20 protein-coding genes are annotated in these 22,538 nt (G+C 70.5%); 10 read left to right on the top strand and 10 right to left on the bottom strand.

Annotated features, from left to right (window positions below):
- Positions 1-32 precede the first annotated feature (32 nt).
- From AB0I89_RS13330 to AB0I89_RS13295, 8 genes are all read right to left on the bottom strand, one after another.
- Positions 33-818: a nucleotidyltransferase domain-containing protein gene (locus AB0I89_RS13330; protein ID WP_357125023.1), complete on the bottom strand. Its 786-nt coding sequence runs from the start codon at positions 816-818 to the stop codon at positions 33-35.
- Positions 815-1,489 carry a nucleotidyltransferase domain-containing protein gene (locus AB0I89_RS13325; RefSeq protein WP_357125020.1) on the bottom strand — a complete coding sequence of 225 codons (675 nt, stop codon included), beginning with the start codon at positions 1,487-1,489 and terminating at the stop codon, positions 815-817. Before AB0I89_RS13325 ends, AB0I89_RS13330 begins: the two co-directional genes overlap by 4 nt.
- A 132-nt stretch (positions 1,490-1,621) precedes the next feature.
- Positions 1,622-1,951: a TraR/DksA C4-type zinc finger protein gene (locus AB0I89_RS13320; RefSeq protein WP_355047864.1), complete on the bottom strand. Its 330-nt coding sequence runs from the start codon at positions 1,949-1,951 to the stop codon at positions 1,622-1,624.
- A gap of 346 nt (positions 1,952-2,297) precedes the next feature.
- Complete coding sequence (locus tag AB0I89_RS13315) at positions 2,298-2,525, bottom strand: ferredoxin (protein WP_357125017.1); 228 nt, start codon at positions 2,523-2,525, stop codon at positions 2,298-2,300.
- Positions 2,522-3,751: a cytochrome P450 gene (locus AB0I89_RS13310; protein ID WP_357125014.1), complete on the bottom strand. Its 1,230-nt coding sequence runs from the start codon at positions 3,749-3,751 to the stop codon at positions 2,522-2,524. The genes AB0I89_RS13315 and AB0I89_RS13310 overlap by 4 nt, the downstream gene beginning before the upstream one ends.
- Positions 3,752-4,016: 265 nt before the next feature.
- Entirely contained in the window at positions 4,017-4,838 is an 822-nt protein-coding gene (locus AB0I89_RS13305; RefSeq protein WP_357125011.1) for an alpha/beta hydrolase, read from the bottom strand.
- 19 nt (positions 4,839-4,857) lie between these two features.
- Positions 4,858-5,427 carry a DJ-1/PfpI family protein gene (locus tag AB0I89_RS13300; RefSeq protein WP_355047859.1) on the bottom strand — a complete coding sequence of 190 codons (570 nt, stop codon included), beginning with the start codon at positions 5,425-5,427 and terminating at the stop codon, positions 4,858-4,860.
- An 88-nt stretch (positions 5,428-5,515) separates the two neighbouring features.
- A complete protein-coding gene (locus AB0I89_RS13295; protein WP_357125697.1) occupies positions 5,516-6,208 on the bottom strand; it encodes a GntR family transcriptional regulator in 693 nt (230 codons plus the stop codon).
- 295 nt (positions 6,209-6,503) lie between these two features.
- On the opposite strand from AB0I89_RS13295, the gene AB0I89_RS13290 reads away from it, so the two are divergent.
- The 10 genes from AB0I89_RS13290 (at position 6,504) to AB0I89_RS13245 (ending at position 19,567) form a co-directional block, all read left to right on the top strand.
- Positions 6,504-7,937, top strand: coding sequence for an extracellular solute-binding protein (locus tag AB0I89_RS13290; protein ID WP_357125007.1), 1,434 nt, complete (start codon positions 6,504-6,506; stop codon positions 7,935-7,937).
- A complete protein-coding gene (locus AB0I89_RS13285; RefSeq protein WP_357125004.1) occupies positions 7,934-8,881 on the top strand; it encodes a sugar ABC transporter permease in 948 nt (315 codons plus the stop codon). The genes AB0I89_RS13290 and AB0I89_RS13285 overlap by 4 nt, the downstream gene beginning before the upstream one ends.
- Entirely contained in the window at positions 8,881-9,792 is a 912-nt protein-coding gene (locus tag AB0I89_RS13280) for a carbohydrate ABC transporter permease (protein WP_357125001.1), read from the top strand. Before AB0I89_RS13285 ends, AB0I89_RS13280 begins: the two co-directional genes overlap by 1 nt.
- Complete coding sequence (locus AB0I89_RS13275; RefSeq protein WP_357124998.1) at positions 9,792-10,859, top strand: ABC transporter ATP-binding protein; 1,068 nt, start codon at positions 9,792-9,794, stop codon at positions 10,857-10,859. The genes AB0I89_RS13280 and AB0I89_RS13275 overlap by 1 nt, the downstream gene beginning before the upstream one ends.
- The gene (locus AB0I89_RS13270; protein WP_357124995.1) at positions 10,859-11,935 is read left to right on the top strand and encodes an ABC transporter ATP-binding protein; all 1,077 of its coding nucleotides are present in this window, start codon (positions 10,859-10,861) and stop codon (positions 11,933-11,935) included. Before AB0I89_RS13275 ends, AB0I89_RS13270 begins: the two co-directional genes overlap by 1 nt.
- Positions 11,936-12,063: 128 nt before the next feature.
- Complete coding sequence (locus AB0I89_RS13265; RefSeq protein WP_357124992.1) at positions 12,064-13,524, top strand: NAD-dependent succinate-semialdehyde dehydrogenase; 1,461 nt, start codon at positions 12,064-12,066, stop codon at positions 13,522-13,524.
- 63 nt (positions 13,525-13,587) lie between these two features.
- Positions 13,588-14,838: an iron-containing alcohol dehydrogenase gene (locus AB0I89_RS13260; protein ID WP_357124989.1), complete on the top strand. Its 1,251-nt coding sequence runs from the start codon at positions 13,588-13,590 to the stop codon at positions 14,836-14,838.
- 69 nt (positions 14,839-14,907) lie between these two features.
- Positions 14,908-17,979, top strand: a complete 3,072-nt coding sequence (locus AB0I89_RS13255) for a hypothetical protein (RefSeq protein ID WP_357124986.1) — start codon at positions 14,908-14,910, stop codon at positions 17,977-17,979.
- Positions 17,980-17,986: 7 nt separating this feature from the next.
- Positions 17,987-18,910 carry an AEC family transporter gene (locus AB0I89_RS13250; protein ID WP_357124983.1) on the top strand — a complete coding sequence of 308 codons (924 nt, stop codon included), beginning with the start codon at positions 17,987-17,989 and terminating at the stop codon, positions 18,908-18,910.
- A gap of 81 nt (positions 18,911-18,991) precedes the next feature.
- On the top strand, positions 18,992-19,567 hold the full coding sequence (locus tag AB0I89_RS13245) for a hypothetical protein (RefSeq protein WP_357124980.1): 576 nt from the start codon (positions 18,992-18,994) through the stop codon (positions 19,565-19,567).
- A 71-nt stretch (positions 19,568-19,638) separates the two neighbouring features.
- Here AB0I89_RS13245 and AB0I89_RS13240 read toward each other — a convergent pair whose 3' ends face one another.
- Together AB0I89_RS13240 and AB0I89_RS13235 are read right to left on the bottom strand one after the other, a co-directional pair.
- Positions 19,639-20,661, bottom strand: coding sequence for a hypothetical protein (locus tag AB0I89_RS13240; RefSeq protein ID WP_357124977.1), 1,023 nt, complete (start codon positions 20,659-20,661; stop codon positions 19,639-19,641).
- Positions 20,662-20,843: 182 nt separating this feature from the next.
- Positions 20,844-22,397 (bottom strand): cellulose binding domain-containing protein, encoded by a 1,554-nt coding sequence (locus AB0I89_RS13235; protein ID WP_357124974.1) that lies wholly within the window; start codon positions 22,395-22,397, stop codon positions 20,844-20,846.
- Positions 22,398-22,538: the final 141 nt, after the last annotated feature.

Below are 22,538 nucleotides of genomic sequence, written 5' to 3'. Positions count from 1 at the left end.
CGCGTCGTCGGTCCTGGTTGGCCGCCGCCGGCTCACGGGCCGGGGAGGACGACGCGTTCCCGGCCGGGGAACCCGTGCAGTCGGGTACGCACCACCAGGTCGTGCAGGGCCTCCACGGCCGCCGGGTCCGCGCGCTCGGGCAGCATCGAGGCCTCCCGGGCCGTCTCCAGTTCGGCGCGCAGTCGCGGCACGTCGACGGCGAGCCGCGCGGCGGCGTCCGCGGGGAGCGGGCCGTGCTCGGCCTCCCGTTTGGCGGCGATGAGATCCGGTACGTACGCCAGTTCCGTGCCGAGCACCCCGAGGTCCGTCTCCACCCGGCTGGTGCGCATGAGGTGGATCCCGGTGAGCAGGACCCGCAGCGTGTACAACGCCGGCTTGAGCTGCCCGGTCCTGGCGTACAACCTCTCCTGGGTGGCCGCGAACCCGAGATAGTGGTGCGCGTGGTGACGGGTGACCAGGCGCGGCGCCAGAGCGACGAGCTCGGCGTGCACCGCCGTGGTCACGACCACCAGCGGCGACAGCAGTTGCTCCAGAACATAGCCGTTGCGGCCGGTCAACAGCTTGGCGAACTTCAACAGATCGTGGCTGACCACGTCCAACTCGACACCGTCGCGCACGCCCATCTGCTGCAGCGTCTGCGGGCCGGTACGCAACCCGACGACCTCCTCGGACGCGAGCAGGTGCACGGCCCGCAGATCCAGATCGGAGTCGACCGACGCGAATCCGTACAGATGCGCACCGCTGACGGTGGCGAACACCAGCGGACGGGGCAGAGCGCGGGCTGTGTCGGCGGCCCACGGCGGCACCTCGATGGTCACGACAGGTTTCCTTCCCGTACCGCGGTGAGAAGCCGGTCCACCTCGACCCGGTCGGGCTGATCGGGCAGCGCGGTAGTGGCCGCCGCTTCGCCGAGCTCCCGAAACAGGTCCGCCGCCCAGGCGTCGATCTCCTCCCACGGCACCTCGCCGCGCCGCACCGCGAGCAGCCGGTCGCGCAGGTGCCGAACGTCGACCAGCACCTCCCCGGTACGCAGCACGTGGACGCCGGCGACCAGCAGACGGATCATGTGCATGGCCTGCTTGTGGTTCGTCTCGCCGGTGCGCTCGCGGCGGGCCGCCACCCGGTTGAGTTGATCCCGCGCGTAGTTGCCGTAGGTCTCGGCCACCCGCCTCGACAGGAACGCCTGCCGGACCGCCAGCAGGCGTTTCCCGTCGTCGGTGATCCGCTCCACCAGCGGGGACCAGAGCACCTCCAGAACCGTCGGGTTGCCCTGTAGGGCCAGGACGCAGAAGCGTTCGAACTCCCAGGAGAACTGCTCCGCAGCCGGACCGTCGAGGTGGGTGGGCGGCTTGTCGAGGTGCCAGAACGCCCGCGTGGGCGCCACGTACACCCCACGCCGGTCGCGGTCGGAACCCGGGCCGTGCAGCCCGTACGCCCGCGACCCGACCACGACGGCCAGAACCGTGTGCCGCTCGACAAACTCGATCATGCACCGGGACGCTACCCAACCACCGACCCGCACGCGCCACCGTTTCCCGGCGGACCGGTCCGGCGGTCGTCCCCGACCAGCGGTACGTCAGTGGCTGCCGTACCCGGCGCGGCACGGCAGCCACACCGCCGGTCAGCCGTTCTGCTTCGCCTGGCAGGACACGCAGAACTGCGCGTGCGGAAGGATTTCGAGCCGCTCGGCCGGGATGTTCTGGCGGCACTTCGCGCAGGTCCCGTAGGTGCCGGCGCTGATGCGGCTCAGCGCACCGGTGATCTGCTCGATGTTGCGCCGGGTGGCCACCAGCAGCGCGGCCCGGTTGTGGGCCTCGCTCGGGTCACCGGTGTCCGCGTTGAGCTCGGTCAGTTCCCGCAGCCGAGCCGTCTGCGTGGCGAAGTCTTCCGCCAGCGAGGCTCGCAGATCAGCCAGCCAACGCTGGTCGACAGCTCGTTGATCGACGCTCATGGTCCTACCTCTGCCTTCGAAGGGTAAAAAGAAAAGGGCCGAAGCTGGATAGCTTCGCCCTGGCGGTCGTTCCGTGATGCAACGGTTCCGCTGGGGGCCCTCGGCCGGTTCGCGCCGGGCTCGTCAACCACGAGATGGGCGCGATGCGCGGCACGCGGACAACCGGTACCCGCATATCGACCGTCCGGCACGCCGCCATCGCCACATGGGCAGCCCCGACCGCCGCCACGCCGGTGACGGCAGGAGAGCGGAACGTAACCGAGGACATGTCTCCACCATAGGCGGCGACCACGGCGATGCCAACGCCGGAGGAACGGCCGGCCTCACGCGCGGTGTGGGTGACGGGTCACTCCTCCGGCGCGATCAGCCGGTCGTCCGTGACGTCCCGGACGATTATCGCCTCCACCGGGCACGAGTTGGCGGCGTCGAGGACGACCTCGGCCGGGGAGACAACGCCGGCCAACGGCGCGGACACACCGTCGACCAGGCGAAAATGCTCGGGCGCGGTGCCGGCGCAGATGCTCGTGCCGATGCAACGAGCCGGGTCCACCCCGACCCGCCAGGCGGTGCTCACCACGCCACCGGCATGCTGAGCAGGCCCCGTACCAACATGCCGCGCTTCCACTTCAGCTCAGCCTCCGGTACGGCGAGCCGCAGGCCGGGCAGACGGGTGACGAAGGTGCTGACGGCTACCTGCAACTCCATGCGGGCCAACTGCGCGCCGACGCAGTGGTGTACGCCGTGCCCGAAGCCCAGGTGCGGTTTCTGCTCGCGATCGAAGTCCAGCCGGTCCGGGTCGGCGAAGACCGTGCCGTCCCGATTCGCCGACGACAGTGAGCCGAGAACCGGTTCACCGGCCCGGACCAGCACCCCGCCGACCTCGACGTCCTCCTTGGCGTACCGGGCGAAGGAGGAACCGACGCCGAGCGGCACGTACCGCAGAAGTTCCTCGACCGCGGCCGGCACCAGCGACGGATCGGACCGCAGCCGCGCGAGCTGGTCCGGATTGTGCAGCAGGACGTAGACGAAGTTGGGGATCTGGGTCACCGTCGTCTCGTGACCAGCCGCGAGGAGCCCCGCGGCCAGCTCCACCAGTTCGGTCTCGCTGAGCCGATCCTGGTTCTCGTCGCGGGCCCGCACCAGCGCGCCGAGCAGGTCGTCGATCCCCGGGTCGCGGCGACGCTCGGCGACCAGGCCACCGATGTAGCCCCAGAGATTGTTCAGGTACTCCTGGATCGTCTCCAGCGGCAGTGAGGTCGTCGAGACGATCGCCTCGGACCAGACGTGGAAACGGTCGCGGTCGGCGTACGGGACGCCGAGCAGCTCACAGATCACCTGGATCGGCAGTGGCGTGGCGACGTGCTCCACCAGGTCGGCCGGGGGACCGAGCCGGAGCATGTCGTCGACCAGCGTGTCGGCGATCTCCTGGGTGCGAGGTCGCAGCGCCTCCACTCGACGTGCCGTGAACGCCTTGGCCACCAGCCGGCGCAGCCGGGTGTGATCGGGCGGATCCATGGTCAGCATGCCGCTGTACTGCTGGCGCGGGGTGAGCCGGGGCTCGTCACGGTCGACGGCTGGCGCGCGGCCGAACCGCACGTCACCGAGGACCGTACGGACGTCCTCGTACCGGGTGGCGAGCCACGCCTCCTCCCCGTAGGGGAGCTGCACCCGGGTCATCGGCTCGTGCTCGCGCAGCTCGCCGTAGGTCGGATCGACGACGAGGCGGTCGGGCACACTGAACGGGTACGACCGCACGGGCGGAACGGTTCGGCTCTCGGTGCTCTGCGCGCTCTCGGTCATCCGGCTTCCCTTCGTCGAGACGGGCGTGATCCGCAGGCCGGCGCCACCTTCACAGCGGCTTCAGATCGCCTACGCCCAGGGCGTGGATCAACACACCCCTACGCATCGTGACGTTTCAATGTCGGATCGTAGCGAGGGACGTCGATGATCGCCATGGAAACCGATCCGCGCCCCGTACGGGACAGCCGTGCTCCCAGCGGATCGCTCGCGGCAGGATTGAGCTTCTCGCACGGACTGCGGACCGTAGCGGCGACCGGCGCGTGGTTCAGTGACCTCGGTCCTGGCCGAGGAAGCACGACAGCAGTTGCCGGAACTCGCGCGGGTGTTCGACCGCCGGCACGTGCCCGCATCGACCGAACACGTGCAGACGCACGTCGGCCAGGTGTTCGAGCAGGGGTCGGGTGGCTGCCTCGATCGGGGTGACACGGTCCTGGGCGCCGTGCACGAGCAGCACGGGCGCGTGGATCGCTGCCAGCCGCTGCGCGGTGAGGGTGAGGTCGTCGACCCATCGTGCCCTCGGTGCGGGGAACAACGACGCGTACGCGGACGCCCCATCCCGCATCGCCGCCGCACGGGCCTCAACGGCCGCGTCGGTGACGAGAGCCTGGTCGAGGAGGAGGCGGCTCAGCATGTCCCGCGCCCCGAGCGGGCCGGCGGGGGCGGCCCAGACCGCGTCGAGATCGGCGGACAGCGGCGCCCCCGGAGCGCCCATCGTGGAGACCGCCACGACACGGGTCACCCGCTCAGGGCGGGCCGCCGCCAGTGCCAGCGCCACGGCGCCGCCCATGGAGTGACCCACCACGGCGTAGGACTCGATACCGAGAGCATCCATCAGGCCCGCCGCCTGCTCCGTCCACAGCCGGAGTCCGCTCGGGGAGCCGGCCGGCACGGGCGTACGGCCGAACCCCGCCTGGTCAGGAGCCACCACGTGCCAGGACGTGCCCAGCGCCTGCGCCGTCGATGCCCAGGCGCCGGACCCGGTCGTGCCGGGTCCGGAGCCGTGCAGCATCAACACCGCGGGCCCGGCGCCGCTCTCCAGAACGTGGACGGGTGAACCGTCGACCGCGACGGTCCGAAGTGCTGTCACCGGGGCAGGCCGGGCGTGCTCACGCCGAGGCGGAGCTGACGGACTTCGAGAAGACCTCCATCATCGCCCTGCCGAACTGCGGCATGTCGGGCCATCCCCGGCAGGAGACGAGGTTGCCGTCCACGACGTCGGGTGCGTCGATGACCGTCGCGCCCGCATTCTCCATGTCCCCCGTGATGGGCGGGAAGCACGCCGTCTTCCGACCCTTCAGGAGCCCGTACACCGCTGGCACCTGCGCGCCGTGGCACACCAGAGCGATGGGGAGGTTGCGCGCGAAGAAGTGCTCGGTGATGCGCCTGACGTCGGCGTCCACCCGGATCCACTCGGGGGCACGTCCGCCGGGGATGATGAGGGCGTCGTAGCGCTCGACGTCGACCTCGGCCCAGGGCACGTCGACCGGCAGCTTGCGCCCGTTCTTCTCCACGTAGGCGTCGGAGTTGGGGTCGAACTCGTGGATGACCAACTGCACGTCACGCAGCGTCCGTGACGAGACGTCGACGTCCCAGCCGCCCTCCTGCACGCGGTAGTAGGGATACATGGTGTCGAGTTCCTCGGCGGCGTCGCCGGTCAGGAGCAGCGCTCTGGGCACCTGCTTCTCCTCGCGTCTGGTGGCGGGTGGTGGAGATCCAATCCGATCCGATCCGGTGGCGATAGCATTCCTCGACCCAGCCCACCCGTCAAGCCTCTACCGCCATCGATTCCGCGTCCGTGACCTCGTCGAACAATCGCCGGAACCGGTCGCCGGAGCGCAGGATGTGCCGACGCATCGCGTAGGCGGCGGCGTCGGGGTCACGCGCGGCGATCGCGGCCACCACGTCCTCGTGCTCGGCCATGGCCAGGTGGGTGACCTGGGCGTCGTGGTGCAGCCGGAAGAGGTGCACGTGGCTGTGCAGGCGGGCGAGCGCCTCCCGGATCACCTGGTTCTCCGCGCTGCGGGCGACCAGGTCGTGAAACGCGGCGTCGCGGAGCCCGAAGGCGCCGTACGCCGCGGGCCCCTTGCCCCCCTCCAGCTCGGCCATCTCCTCCAGCATCCGTCGCAGGCCGGTCACCTGTTCCACCGAGGCGCGTTCGGCGGACCGGCGCGCCGCCGCGGGCTCGAGCAGCAGGCGGACCTCGAGCATGTCCTCGAATCGGTGGCGGGTGATCTGGGGAGGGATGCGGTAGCCGGCGTGGGGCACCCGCACGACCAGCCCCTCGGCCTCCATGCGGTTCAGGGCGTCCCGGATCGGTGTCTGGGAGACTCCCAGCTCTCGCGCCAGAACGTCGATCGTGACGCGGGAGCCGGGCTCGATCCGTAGCGACATCAGCTGCCCGAGCAGCGTGTCGTACACCTCGTCGGCGAGCCGGCCGCCCGATCTTCCCACCGGCATTCCTCCCGTCACGGCCTTGCGGCCCCGCGCGATCATCGCTCCGTCGTCCATCGTGACGTGAGGTCCCTTCTTGCGCCGTTGCGACCTGTTGACATCAGTCACAGCGCTGCGGCATGCTGACGCCCCCACCAGATCGTATAGGAAAAGTGGCGGATGATCTTCATTCTCCACCTCGCGGCGCAGTTCTGACGCCGGCCCTCACGACGGCCCGGCGCCACGCCCAGAAAACCCAGCAACCGCTTGGCGAAGCACATAGCGAGGCCCTAGAAGTCCCCATCCAGAAAGCAGGCATAACATGCGCGCTCAGAAGCGAATAGGACGAATGCCCGCTCCCGGTCGCAAGGCACGGCTGGCGACGGCCGCCATGCTGCTGGTGGCCACGACCCTGGCGGCGTGCGGCGGCGACAAGGACGACGACGCGAAGGCGAGCGCCCCCAAGGCGCCGGCGGCCGTCCCGGAGCTCAGCAAGGACCCGCTGACCCTCAGCTTCATCTGGTTCGACTGGCCGCCCGCCCAAGCGCTGGAAGCCTTCGCCAACGCGGAGTACAAGAAAGAGCGGCCGAACGCGACCATCAAGGTCAACACCGTGCCGAACGCGAACTGGCACGACGCGATGTTCACCCAGTTCGCCGCGCGCAAGACCGACTTCGACATCGCGATCCTGGACTCGCAGCACATCGGCGAGGCCGTGACGAACGGCAACATCCTCGACCTCACGGACTTCGTCAAGAACAACATCGAGGTGCAGGCCTACGACCCGTACCTCCTGGCGGCCTACGGTCAGTTCCCGCAGGCGGAGACCGGCAAACGCGACGAGAACGCCAGCCTGTACGGGCTGCCGCTGCTCGGCGACACCTGGACGATGATCTACCGCAAGGACCTGATCGGCGACAAGCCGCCGCAGACCTGGGACGAGATGATCTCGGTCGCCGGGAAGTGCCAGGCGGAGCACCCCGGTGTGAGCGGACTGGCCTTCCACCAGGCCAACGGCTCCGACGCCGCGGCCGTCACCTACAACACCGTCAACGGCGTCTACGGCGGCAACCTCTGGGACCCGAAGGCACGCAAGATCCAGGGCGTCCTCAACGACGCGGCGGGCCAGGAGGCGATGGACGTCCTGGTCAACAAGATGAAGCCGCTGACCGCCAAGGGCTCCGGCAACTGGTTCATCGACGAGACGAACGCGGCCGTCGCCCAGGGCAAGGCGTGCATCGCGTTCAACTGGATCGCGGCGAGCGGCGGCCTGCTCGATCCGAAGCAGTCGACGCTCGGCAGCACGCGGGAGCAGATCCTCGACAAGTTGGGCTTCGCCACCCTGCCGACCCAGAAGACGAACCTCGTCCCGCTCGGCGGCATGGGCATGCACGTCTCGGCCTACTCCGGCGCGGCGAACCAGGCGGAAGCCCTGAACTTCATGAAGTGGTTCGAGCGGGCTGACATCCAGAAGAAGTGGGCCGCCGCCGGTGGCGTGCCATCGCGTACCGACGCGATCCAGTCACCCGAGTTCCTCAACGCCGGGCCGTTCAACAAGGTGTACGCCGACTCGGTCCCGCGCATGCGGGACATGTGGAACGTGCCCGAGTACGCGCGCCTCGTCGACATCGAGAACACCAACGTGAACGCGGCCCTCAACGGCGCGAAGAGCCCGAAGGACGCGCTCGACGACATCGCCAAGGAGCAGCAGAGCGTGCTCGACTCGAGCAACCGCAAGGGCGGCGGCGGGCTGTGAGCGACGCCCCTCTGACGACCGAACACCCCGGGCAGGTGGCGTCCGCGACGCCACCTGCGCCGGGTCGGTCCCGCCGGCTGAGCGACCGAGGGCTCGCCGTGGCCTTCATCTCCCCCTCGCTCCTGCTGTTGCTCGCCATGTCGGTCTTCCCGTTGCTGTGGTCGTTGTACCTGTCCTTCACCGACTACTCGGCCACGCGCGGAGGTCCCGCCGAGTTCGTCGGGTTCGGGAACTACACCGCCATCCTGACTTCGGCCCAGGTCCACACGAGGGCCCTGACGACTCTGGTCTACGTGATCGGCGCGGTCTCCCTGCAGACCGTGCTCGGTTTCGGCATCGCCTACCTGATCTCTCGGCGCACCCGCGGGCGCGGAGCGCTGACCACCCTGTTCCTGGTCCCGATGATGCTGTCGCCGGTCGTGGTCGGGTTGTTCTGGCGCTTCATGCTCGACGCGCAGTTCGGCGTGGTCAACAGCATGCTCGGCTCGGTCGGCCTCGGGCAGGTGGAGTGGCTCACCCGGCAGCGGACGGCCCTGATCTCGCTGATCGTGGTCGACACCTGGCAGTGGACGCCGTTCATCATGCTCATCGCGCTCGCGGGCCTCAGCGCGGTGCCCAAGTACCTCTACGAAGCCGCCTCGATCGACCGCGCGTCCGAGTGGTTCAAGTTCCGCACCATCACTCTTCCGCTGGTGTGGCCACTGCTGCTCATCGCCGTGATGTTCCGGGCCATCGAGGCGTTCCGGCTGTTCGACCTCGTCTACATCCTCACCAACGGAGGCCCGGGGGTCTCCACGGAGACGTTGTCGTTCCACATCTACAAGGTCGCGTTCCTGGGCTTCAACACCGGAACCGCGTCAGCGTACGGAATCCTCATGGTCCTCGTCGTCATCGTCCTCACGCAGCTCTACCTGCGTTATCTGAACAAGCTCAAGGAGGACTGATGGCCGTCTCCGTCGACGAGGCCGTGTCCACCGGTCCGGCCGGGGACCACACACCTCCCGTGCGCCGCCCCGGCGGCCGGGGCCGCTCCGCGGTGGAGGTGGTGCTGCTGACCGTGCTGGCCGCCGTGATGCTCTTTCCGGTGCTGTGGATGATCGAGACGTCGATCAAGGAGAACCGGGACGTCTACGCCATCCCGGCCAAGTTCTTCGACTTCGCCGTCACGTTGCAGCATTACAAGGACGTGTTCGTCGCTCAGGGCGACGGCCGTACGCCCGTGTCCGTCAGCTTCCTCAACTCCTTCGTGGTCGCCGGCGCCTCCACGGTGCTGGCCACCGTGCTGGGAGTCCCGGCGGCCTGGGCCTACTCACGATTCGCCGTGAAGGCCAAGAAGGACCAACTGTTCTTCATCCTGTCCACCCGCTTCATGCCGCCCGTGGTGGTGGTGATCCCGATCTTCCTCATGTACCGCCAGGTCGGACTCATCGACAACAAGATCGGCCTGATCCTCATCTACGCCGCGTTCAACGTGCCGTTCACGATCTGGATGATGAAGGGGTTCGTCGACGAGGTGCCCGCGGAGTACGAGGACGCCGCCATGCTCGACGGCTACACCCGGCTACAGGCGTTCTGGCGATACACACTTCCCCAGCTCTTACCCGGCATCGCCGCGACGGCGGTCTTCGCGCTCATCTTCTCGTGGAACGAGTTCGTGTTCGCCATCTTCCTCACGTCCAGCGACAGCGTCCGGACCGCCCCACCCGCCATCGCCGGCCTGATCGGCGGCACCACCACCGACTGGGGTCTCGTGGCAGCCGCCTCCGTGGTGTTCGCCCTACCGGTGCTCATCTTCGCCTACCTGGTGCGCAGGCACCTCATCGCCGGTGTGACGCTCGGGGCGGTGCGACGCTGATGGCGGGTATCGAGGTAACCGCGCTGCACAAGCGCTACCCGGACGGCACGGTCGCGGTCGAACAGGTGGACCTGTCCATCGGCCACGGCGAGCTGTTCGTGATGCTCGGCCCGTCGGGCTGCGGCAAGACGACCACGCTGCGGGCCATCGCCGGCCTGGAGAGGCAGACGTCCGGCGACATCCGCATCGGTGACACGCTGGTCAATGATCTGCCGCCCGCCGAGCGCGACATCGCCATGGTGTTCCAGTTCTACGCCCTCTACCCGCATCTGCGAACCCGCGACAACCTGGCGTTCCCCCTGCGGGCCGAGGGACTGCCCAAGCAGGAGGTGCACGCGCGGGTCGAGGAGGCCGCCCGGCTGATGCGGCTCGGTGCCCTTCTGGACCGGCGACCGCGCCAACTGTCCGGCGGGGAGCAGCAGCGCGTCGCGCTCGCGCGCGCCCTGGTGCGACGACCGCGCGCGTTCCTCATGGACGAACCTCTCACCAATCTGGACGCCGAGTTGAGGGCGGACATGCGCACGGAGATCAAGCACCTGCAGGGGGAGCTGGGGGCGACGATGGTCTACGTCACCCACGACCAGGTCGAGGCGATGTCGCTCGGTCACCGGATCGCCATCCTCAACAAGGGCCGCGTGGAGCAGATCGGCACGCCGCTGGAGGTCTACGACCGCCCGGCGAGTCTCTTCTGCGCCGCGTTCATCGGCTCCCCGCCGATGAACCTGGTCGACGTGGAGGTGGTCGACGGCATGCTGCACAGTCAGGGCGGACTGGTCCTCACACCACCGTCAGGCCTGCCGCGCGATCGTCGCCTGGTGGCCGGCGTCCGGCCGGAGGCGCTGGAAGTCACCGCGCCAGGGACGGAAGGCACGATCCCGGCCCGAGTGGTCTCGGCGGAGTGGTTGGGCGACGAAATCATCTACGTGGTCGACCACGGCGGCGAGCGCGACGTACGGGTTCGGATGCCACCGACCATTCGTTTCGCCCCCGACGCGAAGGTCGGGCTGCGGCACACCGGCGGAACCCCGGCGGTCTACGACGTGCGCACGGAAGAGCTGGTGGCCTGATGGGAACCGTGGCAGCGCACGGGCTGCGCAAGTCCTTCGGCAAGGTCCAGGCCCTGGACGGGGTGACGCTCGACGTGCCGGACGGCTCGTTCTTCGTCGTGCTCGGGCCCTCCGGGGCGGGTAAGACGACGACCCTGCGGGCGATCGCCGGCCTGGAGAAGCTCGACGCGGGTTCGGTGCACCTGGACGGGAGAGACGCGACCGCTGACGCGCCGGCCGAGCGGGACCTGGCCATGGTCTTCCAGAACTACGCCCTCTACCCGCGACACACGGCGTACGAGAACATCGCCTCACCGCTGCGGGCACGCCGCCGTTCGGCGAGCGAGATCGCGGCCGCCGTCGAGCAGATGTCGAAGCTGCTGCACATCGAACGTCTGCTGAAGCGTCGTCCCGCCCAGTTGTCCGGCGGTGAGATGCAGCGGGTCGCGCTGGCTCGGGCGCTGGTCCGCAGCCCCCGGGCTTTCCTCATGGACGAGCCGCTGACGAACCTCGACCTCAAGCTCCGCGTCGAGATGCGCACCGAGCTCACCCGTATCCACCGGAGCCTCGGCGCGACCTTCGTCTACGTGACCAACGACCAGGTCGAGGCCCTGTCCATGGCCGATGCGGTCGCGGTCCTCAAGGAGGGGAAGGTGCAGCAGGTCGGGACACCGACCGAGGTGTACGAGCGTCCCGCCAACCAGTGGGTGGCGGGGTTCGTCGGGAGCCCGCCGATCAGCCTGCTCGCCTGCCGCGCCGAGGGGGATCGTCTGGTCGGTGCGGACGGCTGGACGTTGCCTCGGCCCCACTGGACCACTGCCGAGGAAGGTCGTGCGCTGCTGCTGGGCGTACGCGCGGAGGACCTGTCCGTCGAGCAGCGCGGGGACGCGTCGTTGTCGGGAGAGCTCTACGGGCTCGAGCCGCTCGGCGACCGCACGGTGGTCGACGTCCGGGTGGGAACCGAGATCCTCAAGGTCAAGGCACGACCCACCATCACCGGTACGCCGGGCGAACGGCTGTCGGTCACGGTCGACCTGGACCGTGCGCACCTGTTCGACGCGGACACCGGGCTGTCGCTGTCCGAGGCGGGGCGGTAACCGCGCCGGACAGACCGAGACACCTTCGCCCCCGCCCCGACGAGGGCGGGTGACCCGTCCGTCCACCCGCACGGCGCGATCGCTGGGGCACTCCGCACAGCACCACGAAGATCACAGGAGGCGACGCAATGAGTGACCCGATGACCGTCCTGGCCCCCGAGCACCGGCGGCTCCGCATCGGCGACGCCTGGCGCGACGCCACGAACGGGGCCACCTTCGCCGTCGAGGACCCGGCCACCGGCACGACCATCGCCGAGGTGGCGGACGCCGACGTCGTCGACGGGCTCGCCGCCCTGGAGGCGGCGAGCACGGCGATGCCGGGGTGGGCGGCGACCCCACCACGGAAACGGTCGGAGTTGTTGACCGCGACGTACCGGGCACTGGTCGAGCGGTCCGAGGAGGTCGCCCGGCTGATCACGCTCGAGATGGGCAAGCCACTCGCCGAGGCTCGGGCGGAGGTGTCCTACGGCGCGGAGTTCTTCCGGTGGTTCGCCGAGGAGGCGGTCCGCGTCGAGGGTCGCTACAGCGCCGCCCCCGCCGGCGGATACCGCATCCTCACCGTGCCGAAGCCGGTCGGACCGTGTGTCTTCGTGACGCCCTGGAACTTCCCGTTGGCCATGGGCGCCCGCAAGATCGCTCCTGCGCTGGCCGCCGGCTGTACGACGATCACCAAGCCCGCGGGCCAGACGCCGCTCACCATGCTGTTCCTGGCCCGCCTCATGGAAGAGGTGGGCGTACCGCCGGGCGTCGTCAACGTGGTGACCACCAAGCGTTCCGGCGCGGTGGTCTCGGCGCTGCTGGCCGACAACCGGACCCGCAAGCTGTCGTTCACCGGGTCGACCGAGGTCGGACGCGTGCTGCTCCGGCAGGCTGCGGACAACGTGCTGCGTACCTCGATGGAACTTGGCGGCAACGCGGCCCTGATCGTGTGTGCGGACGCCGACCTGGACGTCGCCGTCGACGGCGCCATGGTGGCCAAGATGCGCAACATCGGGGAGTCCTGCATCGCGGCCAACCGGATCTACGTCGAGGAGCCGGTGCGCGAGGAGTTCACGGCGCGCTTCGTCGAGCGGATGGGCGCGCTGTCGGTGGGTCATGGTCTGGACGACGGCGTGGACGTCGGGGCGTTGATCGACGAGGCCTCGGTCACCGCGATCGACGAGCTCGTCGGCGACGCGGTGGATCGGGGCGCCCGGGTGCTGGTGGGCGGCAAGCGTCCGGATGGGCCGGGCCACTTCTACCCGCCCACCGTGGTCGTCGACGTGCCCGACGACGCGCGGATGCTGCAGGCGGAGATCTTCGGTCCGGTTGCGCCGATCATCTCGTTCACGTCCGACGACGAGGTGCTGGCGAAGGCCAACGACACCGAGCACGGCCTGGTCGGGTACGTCTTCACCCGTGACCTGCGGCGGGCGCTGAGGTTCACCGAGGGGCTGGAGACGGGGATGGTCGGCATCAACCGTGGTCTGATCTCGGACCCGTCAGCTCCGTTCGGGGGCGTGAAGCAGTCCGGCATCGGCAAGGAGGGGTCGCACGAGGGCATCCTCGAGTACCTCGACCTCACCTACGCGGCGATCGACCTGCCGTGACCGGCCCGCCGCCCCGAGCTTGCGCCCGCACATCGCCGCCGACGTTCCGAAAGAGGCACCGACATGCTTGAGACCGTCCGCGGACCGCGCCAGCTCATCGTGGGCGAAGGGGTCGCGCAGAACATCCCCCGGGTGGTGGCCGAGAGTGGATCGCGGGTCCTCGTGGTGACCGACCAGGTTCTCCTGGGCCAACCGGGCGTCGCCGAGATCGTGGCCGCCGTGCGGGAGCGGGTCGACGTCGTCGAGGTGTTCTCGGACGCGACGTCGGACGTGCCACTCTCCGACGTCGCCGTGGCCGTCGCGGTCGCCAACGAGATGGAGGCCGACGTGATCCTCGCCATCGGGGGTGGCACGGTGATCGACCTCGCCAAGATCGTCGGCGTCATCCGACGCCACGGGGGGACGCCGCGCGACTTCTACGGCGAGTCGAGGGTGCCGGGGCCGACCCTCCCCCTCGTCGCGGTCCCGACCACGTCCGGGACCGGTTCCGAACTCACCCCCGTCTCGGTGTTGACCGACCCGGACCGCGAGCTGAAGGTGGGGGTCTCCAGCGTCCACATCGTGCCCGACTTCGCCATCGTGGACCCCGAACTCACCTATTCCTGCCCGGCGACCGTCACCGCCCACTCCGGCATCGACGCGTTCTGCCACGCCGTGGAGAGCTACACCGCGCGACCCCGTGCCCACGGACCACGCGACCCGGTGGAGCAGGTGTTCCTCGGCCGTAACCCGATCACCGACCACTACGCGCTCCTGGCCGCGGAGCGGATCGCCCGGAGCCTGCGTCGTGCGGTCCGCAACGGCGGCGACCGGGACGCGCGCGCGGACATGTCGTACGGGTCGATGCTCGCCGGGCTCGCCTTCTCCCACGCGGGCAACGCGGCCCCGCACGCCCTCCAGTACCCCATCGGCGCGGCCACGCACACCCCGCACGGCCTGGGCGTCGGACTGCTCCTGCCGTACGCGTTGGACGCGGCCCGGGATGCCATCGAAGACCGGTTGGCGATCCTCGCCGGGGTGTGCGGGCTGGACGTGGCCGACGCCTCCGATGCCGAGGCCGCGGACGCGTTCCTCACCTGGCTCGACGGTCTCCTCGCCGACATCGGCATCCCCCGCACCCTGGCGGACATCGGCGTGGCCCGCGCCGACCTGCCACGTTTCGCGGAGATGGCCACCGGCGTCACCCGCCTCATCCAGAACCACCCGGGCCCGACCGACACCGCCAGCCTGACCGCGATCCTCGAAGCGGCCTGGACCGGGGACCGGACCCGACACGTCCTGACTCCGAGCGGAGATGGTGCCGGCAACGGGTAGCCCGACGACGCTCGCCGCCGGCTTCCGCGCGTCGAGGACGATGGCCGGTGCGACCACTACCATGCGAGCGTGGCTCACGTTGCCCAGCCTCGCAGGCCGTACCCGCTGCTCGTCGCCGTGGCGATCGTGGTGGCGCTCGGCGCGGCCACCGCCTGGGCGGTCGGCGACACGCTGGGGCTGACCCACTCCCCCGCCGCCGTGCCGGGCGAGGAGGCGGTCGCGGCGCCGGCGCGGACGCCCGCGCCGGTCCCGCCGTTGACGTCCCTCGTCGTACCCGACAATCCCCGGCTCACCAAGGCCGCGACCGCCGTCGCCGACGCGGTCGTCTTCCGCGGCCGGCCCCGGCCGGTGTTCGCCCCAGCCGGGTCCGTGACCACCGCGCCGGGCACCGGTACGGCGGGCGGCGGGCCCCCCGACCTGTCCGCGGTACGCACGCTGCGGGCGGGCGTGCTGGCCGCGCTCGGTGGGACGCCCGAGTCGTACCGGCTCGACGTGCGTGGCACCGAGTTGGCCGTCCAGGGTGGTGATGTCGCGGGCGTGGCAGCCGGGATGTACCAGCTGGCCGACCGGATCCGCTCCGGAGTGGAGGCGCTCCCCCCGGCGGACACCGGCCGGGTGGTCACCCCCCGGCTCGGCCTGCGGCTGACCGACGCCGGTTCGGTGGGCCGCGAGCCCGACCCGGCCGCCTTCGCCGCCGGCGACGACTACGGCCTGAACACCGACGTGGTCGCGTCGGCGGTGCTGCCCCGCTCGCCGTGGGTGGACGCCGCCGCGGTGGCCCGCATCGACGCGCAGTTCCGCCAGCTCGTCGACCACTCGGTGGCGCAGGGCTACAACGGGATCGTCGTGCCCGGCTTCCTGGAGTACGTCACGTTCGCCACGGTCGGCGACGGACGCGCGGTCTATCCGCCCGGCGACCCGCACGTCGACCGGGCGCGGGCGATGGTCACGGCGTTCGGGCCCGTCTTCCGGTACGCCGAGGACATGGGGATGAAGGTCTTCCTGCTGACCGACATGCTCGCGGTGTCGCCCCCGGTGGAGGCGTACCTGGCGCGGACCGTCGGCGGCCTCGACGTGGCCGACCCCCGGCTGTGGGCGGTCTACCAGGCCGGCCTGGCCGAACTGTTCGAGAGCATGCCGTTCGTCGACGGCCTGATGGTCCGCGTCGGCGAGGGCGGCGAGGTGTACGCCGGAACCGGGTGGGACTTCTCGTCCCGGCTCGCGGTCACCACGGAGGCGTCCGTACGCGCGATGCTGCGGGCGCTGCTGGACACGGCGGGCCCGGCCGGAAAGGAGATCATCTTCCGGACCTGGACGGTGGGCGTCGGCGCGGTCGGCGACCTGCACACCAACCCGGAGTCGTACGCGCAGGTTCTCGGCGGGCTCGACGACCCGCACCTGATCGTGTCCACGAAGTACACCCTCGGCGACTTCTACAGCCACCTGCCGCTGAACACCACGCTGCTGGGCGGCGGGCACCGCCGCATCGTGGAGTTCCAGGCCCGGCGCGAGTTCGAGGGGTTCGGCTCGCTGCCCAACGACCTCGGCCCGCTGCACCGCCAGGCGCTGCGCGCGTTCCTCGCCGCCAACGCAAACGTCGAGGGCGTCTGGAACTGGACCCAGGACGGCGGACCGCTGCGCGCCGGGCCCATGTCGCTGTACCTGCGCGCCGGGTTCTGGCAGCTCTACGACCTCAACACGTACGCCGTCGGCCGCCTTGCCTGGGATCCGCAGGCCGACCCGGCGCAGGTGACGGCGGACTGGGCGTACCGCACGTTCTCCGGCGACCCGGGGACCGTCGCCGCGATCGGGCAGGCCATGGCGCTGTCCCGCCCGGCGGTCACCAGGGGCCTCTACATCGGTCCGTACGCCGACCGCTCGGTACGGGCGCTCGGGCTGGAACCGCCGCCGATGATGTGGATCTTCGAGTGGGACATCCCGACCGGCGACTCCGCAGCTCTGGACAGCGTCTACGCGGTGACCGGAGGCCGCGTCGACGAGGCGATCCAGGAGGGTACGCAGGCCGTCGCGCTGGCCCGGCGCATGCGCGACCTGGTGGCCGCGACCGACCCGGCGACCTGGCGGGACGCCGAACTGCGCGGACGCTTCACCGCGACGCTCGACTACCAGGTGGACCTGTTCGAGACGCTGAGCGCGTACCGGACCATGGTGCTGCGGCACGCGCAGTGGCTGGACACGGGCGCACCGGCCGCCCGTCACGACTGGCGGCGGGCAGCGGCCGCGTACCAGGATGCGCGCGACGCGCACCGGCAGCGCTACGACGCCGACCTGGACCTGCCGGCGTACAACTTCACCGCCGCCGACCTCGGGGCGCGGCGTGCCGACCGGGACCCGGCGATGGCCTGGGCGGCCCGGGCGCTGCTCGCGTCGATCCTGCTGGTGCTGCTGCTCGGCCTGCGCGGTCGCGGGTTCGGCGCGGCCGCCGCGCGCGGATTGCTGCTCGGCGCGCTCCGGCCGTGGCGGGTCGCCGCGCTGCCGACACCCCGCACCCGGGCGGACCGGCTGATGGTGTGGCTGGTCCCGGCCGTGGTCCTGGTGGCGAGCCGGCTCGTGTTGACCTGGTTCGCCGCGCCGGTACACCTGCTGGTCACCCTCGGTGGATGGGCGCTGTTCGCCCTCGTCGTACGCCTCGTCGTCGGCCGTCGGGATCCGTTCCACCTGTGGGCCGCGCTCGGCGGCGTCGCGCTGCTGCGCAGCGTACTTCTCCTGGCGGCGCTCGCCCCGCGCGGACCCGGCGGCTACTGGTTCGCCTTCTGGACCGCGCCGGGCCTGCGCGCGGCGTACGTCACCGTCGCGTTCGCGGCGTTCTGTTGGCTGTTCGTGGTCACGGCGGTGGTTCTGCGGGACCGCTACGGCCTGCGTCGCGCAAGCGCGGTCGGACTGACCCTCACCGCCGTGGGCGTGCCGCTGGGCGCACTGTCCGCCCTGGTCTCGGCGGTGGGCCTGGAACGCGCGCTGACGGTGTGGAACGACCAACTCGCGCTGCTGCCCTGGGGCCTGTCCCGCATCCTCGGCATCACCGTCTACCTCGGCATCCCGGCCCAGCTTCCGACATACACCGCCACCGCCGGGATCGCCCTGGTCGCCGTCGGTCTGCTCCTGTCCCTCGGCCGCGAGTAACGCTCGGATGAGCCTGGTGTCGGCGTTCGTACCGATCTGGATCCTCACCGCGGTCGGCTACGGGGCCTGTCGCCGGGGCCTGCTGGGTGAGGCGGTGGCGACGGTGCTCGGCCGGTTCGTGTTCCACCTCGCGATGCCGTCCGCCCTGTTCCTGGCCCTGTCCCGAATGCCACTCTCCGGGTTCGCCGGCCGCTCGCTGCTCGCCTTCGGGATGAGCACTGCCGCGGTCGTCGGGTTCGGCTGGGTCGGCGCGAGTCGGCTGTTCGGTCGCATGCCCGGCGAACGGCCGATCTGGGGCATGGCCGCCGGTTACGTGAACTCGGCGAACCTCGGCATTCCGATCGCGACACAGGTGCTCGGCAACGTGTCGTTCCTGGCGGAGGTGGTACTGCTACAGGTGCTGGTGGTGACGCCCGTGGTCCTGATCGCCCTGGACCGGCACAGCGACCCGGCCGGGCGGGTGCGGGTCCGCCGCATCGCTTCCCTACCGGTCCGCAACCCGGTGATCCTGGCGTCGCTGCTCGGTGTGGCGTGCTCGGCCGCCGACCTGCGCCTGCCGTCGGCAGCCGACGCGTCGCTCACCCTGCTGGCGGGCGCCGCGGTTCCGGCCGCCCTGGTCGCGCTCGGCGCGTCGCTGCACCGCCCGGCGGGGGCGCGGGCAGAGCCGGCCGACCTGTCCGAGCTGGCCGTGCTCGCCACGCTGAAGCTCGTCGCGCAGCCGGTGATCGCGTACGTGGCCGGGCTGGCCCTGCACCTGTCCGCGCCGCAGTTGCTCGCCGTGGTGGTGTGCGCGGGCCTGCCGACAGCGCAGAACACGTTCATCTTCGGCCAGGAGTACGGCGTCGGCGAGACCATCGCCAACCGGGCGGTCGTCGTGACCACGACCCTGTCGCTGGGCACGCTGGCCGCGACGGCGACGCTGCTCGGATAGGCCGGGGGGGTACGTGTACCCAGGAGGGGCTGAGTATGCCTGCCGATCCATCGGTCGCCGACAATGCGCAGGATGGTTCGCATGCGAAGGACACTGATGGTGATGACGGCCATGATCCTGGGGCTGGTCTCGGTGAGCGGGCCGGCGGCGGCGCAGCAGCGGCCACGGGGAATCCCTGACCGGGTCATGTTGCAGCCGGACGATCTCGGCGGAGCCGTGCCGGGGCCGGTGGAGGACGGGCTGGTGTGGCCGCTGCTACCCCAGCCGTGCGCGGACACGCCCGTGCCCGGGCCCGTCGTGAGCCGCACCCAGGCGGCCGATCTGGGTACCCGCTTCCGGATCTACGAGAACGTCGCCCGTTACCGCGGCGATGGCGCACACGCGTACCTCACCGAACTGAAGGCGCAGCTCGCCCGGTGCGGGGTGGGTGGCGACGAGGAGGGCTTCGACCCGGTCGCCGAGGACCACCTCGGGCCGGACTCGGTGCTGTTCCTCGGCACCTACGACGAAGGCGACCGCTACGTCGGCTATGTCGCCGCCGCGGTCGGCCACTACGTGGTGGTGGTCATGATGTCGGACTCGTACCTGGGTGCGGCTGACCTGACCACGTTGAACGGCCTGGCGCACGCCGCGCGGAACCGGGTGGCCGCGGCTTGACGCGATCGGAGGCCGGCCCTCTTGGGAAGGGTCGGCCTCCGGTCGGTACACAGGTCGCGGCGGCGACCATGTCAGCAGTCGGTCCAGCGCGCCGGGAGCAGTCGGGTGCCGCCGTTGACCGACCCGACGACGAGGCCGTCGTCGGCGATTCCCCAGCCGATGATGATTTGGCCGCCCGGGATGGCGCCGGGCAGGGTGACGAGCCGGCCGTCGTGATCGACGGCCCGGTCGCCGAGCACCGTGCCCTGACTGTTGACGTCCTGCGGCGACACCAGCGCCGGGTGCACGGCGGCGGCCACGCCGGTGCGCAGATCCCAGCGCACCAGGGTGCTCTCCTCGTCCTCGCTGCCGGTGCCGAAGCGGCCAACCGCCCAGTTGCCCCGGGCCGCGTAGACCCACGCCCACCGGGCGCCGGGCACGGTGAGTCGATCGGTCGTCCCGTCGGGATGGCGTACCCAGCCGAATATGGGGGTGCCGCCGACGATGGTGCCGTCGTCGAAGATCTCCGCCGTGCCAGAGTTGGACGGGGCGTCGATCACCTCGACAGTGCCCGGCCGGTCGGCGGGCCAGAGCAGCGGCAGAGCCGCCTCGGTCTCCTCGACGGCGCCGCTGCCGACGATGTCACCGCGCGAGTTGATGCTCTGCGCCGAGACGTTGGCGACCACTGGCGGGACGGGTAGCCACTCCAGCCGCCCCTGCACATAGCGCCAGGGGCGGTAGACGTCGCCGACGTAGGCACTGCCGACGGCGACACCGTACCGGTTGATGCTCTCGACCTGCGGCGTCGCTGGAACGTCGACGACGGTGAGACGGGGCTGGTTCCACACCCCGGGCCGGGTGGCCCAGAGCAGCAGCAGCGGCTGCCGATCCTCGCCATCGATCCGATAGCCGGTGCCGGCGATGAACCGACCGGTCGGGTCGACCACCCGAGCGTCGCCATTCAGGTCCGCTGGTAGGGGCAGTGGTCGTAGCGTGCAGGCCGACACGGTTCGCGCCTGCGGCCCGGCCGTGGCGACGCCGGGCAGGCCGAGCGTTGCGATGAGGACGCCAGCGGTCAGACCGGCCAGGAAACCTTTACCAACAACCCGAGTCATCTCTGCCTCCAGTGACGCGCGGTGGTGATGTGCTCACACCAAAGCACGCCGACGTCGCCACCGGAAGTGCTCCGCCGGCAGCTGTGCAGGCGGCCGGTTCGGGGTTGCTGTGCCAGGTCGCGGCCCGGTCCGGATCGACCGGGCCGCGATCCTGATCCCGGCTGGTTGCGCCAGTCCCGCGGTCAGGGCAGCGCCTTGAGGAACGGGCCGTGGTTCAGCCGGAATTCCCAGGAGTAGTAGCGGTCCCAGTTGATCGACCAGGTCATGAGCCCTCGGAAGTTGGGATTGGTTCCGCTGCGCGGGGTGTACGCGCCGCAGTTCTGGCCTCGGACCAGGCAGGTCACCGCCTGCTGCACGCCCGCCGGGGCGAGGTAGCCGTTGCCGGCGCTGGTAGAGGAGGGCGCGCCGAACGCGACCTGGTCCTCGCGCAGTGCGGGGAAGACCGCGTTGGCGTTCCCGGCCACCGGGAAGCCGGCCAGCAGCATGTCGGTCATCGCGATGTGGAAGTCGGCGCTGCCCATGGTGTGGTACTGACCATCGAGCCCGACGATGGGACCGGAGTTGTAGTCCTGGACGTGCAGGACGGTGAGGATGTCCCGCAGCGCGTAGATCACCGGCAGGTACGACCCGGCCCTGGGATCCTGGCCACCCCAGGGGCCGGAGCCGTAGAACTGGTAGCCGAGCTGCACGAAGAACGTCTCCGGGGCCATCGTGAGCACGAAGCCGCTTCCGTAGCGCTGTTTGAGCTCGCGGATCGCCGAGATCAGGTTCACCACGACCGGGGTGGTCGGGTTGCGGAAGTCGGTGTCGCCGGTGTTGAGGTAGAGGGAGTGGCCCTCGAAGTCGATGTCCAGGCCGTTGAGGCCGTACCGGTCGATGATCGCCGACACCGAGCGGACGAACGTGTCACGGGCGGCGGTCGTGGTGAGCTGCACCTGCCCGTTCTGACCGCCGATGGACAGCAGCACCTTCTTGCCCTGCTGCTGCTTGGCGCGGATCGCCGCCGTGAACTGGGCCTCGGTCTCCACATTGGGGCACTCGGCAACCGGGCAGAGTTGGAAGCGGATGTCGCCGGAGGTGACGGAGGTGGGTTCGCCGAAGGCGAGGTTGACGATGTCCCAGTCGTCGGGCACGTCGGCCATCCGCAGGTATCCGGCGCCGTTGGCGAAGCTGGCGTGCAGGTAGCCGATCAGCGCGTGCTTCGGCAACCCCGTGTTCGGCGGCGGGCTCGTGGGCGGTGTGGTGGTCGGCGGCGGCGTCGTGGGTGGCGCGGTGGTCGGCGGTGTCGTGGTCGGGGGTGCGGTGGTCGGCGGTGTCGTGGTGGGGGGTGCGCCACCACCGCACGCGGCACCGTTGAGTGTGCAGTCGACGGGCGAGCCGGAGCCGGTGGCCAGGAAGCCGAACGACGCCGACGCGCCGGGGGCCAGGGCGCCGTTCCACGAGCGGTTGGTGAAGGTGTGCCGCTGCCCGACGCTGCTGACGGTGGCGTCCCAGTATGAGCCGAGGGTGGTGCCGGTCGGCAGGGTGAAGGCCACCTGCCAGCCGGTCATCGTGCTCGACCCGCCGTTGGTGATGGTGTAGCGACCCTCCCAGCCGGTACCCCAGTCGGACGTCTTGCTGAAGACCGCCGTCGGGCCGGCGGCCAGGGCCGGGTAAGCGAAGGTCAGGGTCGCCGCGGCGGCGGAGACCAGGGCTGCCAGGGCAGCCAGCAACGGTGTACGTAATCTGCGCGCCATCCGGTCCTCCCGAGGGGTGCCCGGCCGAGGGATATCGACGGGAGGCTAATTATTAGGTTTGTTAACTGAAGATGTCCAGGGGTGGCCGGACTACGCGAACTGAAACCATCGGTCCGCTTCCCGGTAGCCGTGACGGCGCTC

Origin of the sequence: Micromonospora sp. NPDC049801 (genome assembly GCF_040656575.1) — a bacterium.
Taxonomy (GTDB): Bacteria; Actinomycetota; Actinomycetes; order Mycobacteriales; family Micromonosporaceae; genus Micromonospora.
This window is presented reverse-complemented; position numbering and strand designations above follow the sequence as displayed.